Source organism: Candidatus Palauibacter australiensis (assembly GCA_026705295.1).
Lineage (GTDB): Bacteria > Gemmatimonadota > Gemmatimonadetes > Palauibacterales > Palauibacteraceae > Palauibacter > Palauibacter australiensis.
Genome location: JAPPBA010000016.1, coordinates 1 through 2,175 on the forward strand (window position 1 = coordinate 1; position 2,175 = coordinate 2,175).

The following is a 2,175-nucleotide window of genomic DNA, read 5'->3' on the forward strand; positions in this document are numbered from 1 at the left end:
CAGGCCGCCGGTGACGAGGTACGTGCGGTCCGGCCGGAGACCACCTCCGGCGAGCGGCGGCATCCGCAGGACGTTCTTGCCGGTGTGCCGGGCGCTCCGCATGGCGTCCATCGCCGATTCGATTTCGCAGAGCGGCCAGACCGTGTGCGGCAGAGGGGACAGCTCGCCGGCTGCGAGGCGATCCAAAATCCGGGAGAGGGAAGCGCCCGCGCGCGCCGGATCGGTCCGTTTCAGCTCATCCACGTCGAGGACGGTGTACGCGACATCGGGACGCGACGTCGACATCTCCTGTTCGCCCCAGATGCCCCGCTTCCCGATCTCGACGAAGCGGCCGCCGGAGCCCAGACAGGACAGGCTTGCTTCGATGAAGCCCTCGCTGGTCAGGCTGTTCAATAGGACGTGAACGCCCTCTCCGTTCGTCGCCCGCAGGATTTCGTCGCCGAACGCCGTCTGCCGGCTGTCGAACACGCGGGCCACGCCGAGGGAGCGGAGGAATGGCTGCTTGGCAGCGCTGGCGGTCGCGAAAACCTCGGCGCCGGCCGCCTGAGCCAGTTGAATCGCGGCAAGGCCGACGCCGCCGGCCCCGGCGTGGATCAGCACGCGTTCTCCGGCCTTGAGGCCCGCCGTCCGGAACGCAAGGTCGGCGGTGACGAAGCAGATGGGCACGGTTGCGAGGGCGGTCGCGGAAAGACCGGCGGGAGCAGGGGCCAGCAGCGCCCCATTGGTGACCATCTCCGGGGTGAACGAACCGAATCCCATCCCGGTCACGAGGTCGCCGGTCGCGAGGCCTTCGACCTCCTCGCCGGTCTCCAGGACGCGGCCCACCAGTTCGCGGCCGATCTCGCCGCCGGTGGAGACCGCGCCAATGCTCATCAGCGCGTCAACGAAGTTGAGGCCCATCGTTTCGACGGCGACCCGGACCTCTCCGGGCTCGATATCGGGTCGGGCTCGGGGCTTTGCCCGGAGAGTGGCCAGGCCGGCCTCCGGATCCTCGGGGCCGACGACCCAGTTGGGGTCCTCCGGGAGAGCGAGACGCGGATCGTCGGCGCCGGGCCGAATCAGGCGCGCGGCCCGACGGACGCCGCCCCGGAGGGCGATGAGCGTTTCGGAGTCGGCGAACAGGAGTTCCCGGACCAGGTCTGGCGCCGTCGGCGTCTCCGGGGAGGGGTCCAGATCGATCAACCTCGGCTGAAGGTGAGACGCTTCCCAGGACATCGCCTTTCCGAAGCCCCAGAGTGCGGCGCCGGCAAGTTCGCCGGATCTCCTTCCCAGGAGGTCCTGCTCAAGGACCTGCGCGCCGCGCGTCACGAACCAGACGCCCCCCGTCGGGACGACGCCGGCGTCGATAGCGCCTTGCGCGAGAGCCAGCGCCGTGGACGCGGCGTGGGTCACGTCCGCCTCCATCTCCTCCGTCGTCGCCGACGCTCCGTGTCCATCCAGGGCCATGAAGTGCGCGATGCCCCTTAGAGGCGGTTCCTCGGGGAAGCCCGCCAGCAGGGCTCGCCAGGCTTCGCGGTCCGAGGGTTCGATGGCGGCCGTCGTGACACCGGAGACTCCGGGCATGGGAGCGCCGGAGTCGCCTTCCGCGCAAACCAGAAGGACCGTCTGGTTGCGGGAGGCCAGCTCGGCGGCGAGCTGCTCCGCAGTGCCGGCGGCATCCGCCGCGACGACCCAGGCGCCGCTGGCGGGGACGACATCGGCCGGGCCTCGGGCGAGGATGACGCTCGAACCGAGGTGTTCGTCGCGGTCCGGGTCGCGGGTTCCCAGAAACTCCACATCGGAAAAGCCAGCGTCGTCCAGCGCCCGGCGCCACTCGTCCGGCCCGGCGAAGGCATGCTCGGTCCGGTAGATGTCGGCGAAGCGCCACCATCCATCCAGGAGCCCGAACGTCAGGTCCTGCCAGGTCCGGTGTCGGAGACCTTCGAGGGCGACCAACTGACCCGACGGGGCGAGCAGGTCGCGGCAGTGCGACAGCGTATCGCCCAGGTTCCGGGTCGTGTGCAGCACGTTCGCGGCGATGACCAGGTCGTAGGCGTGAGCATTGAAGCCCTGTGCCGCCGGATCCGCCTCGATGTCCAGGCGCCTGTACTCGATCGGCGCGCCGGTCGCCGCCAGGCGCCCTTCGGCCTGCGAGAAGAAGCCCGCCGAGATGTCGGTGAAGGTGTAGTCGACCCG

Annotated in this window: 1 protein-coding gene; it reads right to left on the reverse strand. The window is 70.2% G+C overall.

Annotated features, from left to right (window positions below; genetic code table 11):
- On the reverse strand, positions 1-2,175 hold a 2,175-nt coding region (locus OXN85_00970; GenBank protein MCY3598531.1), incomplete at both ends, for a zinc-binding dehydrogenase.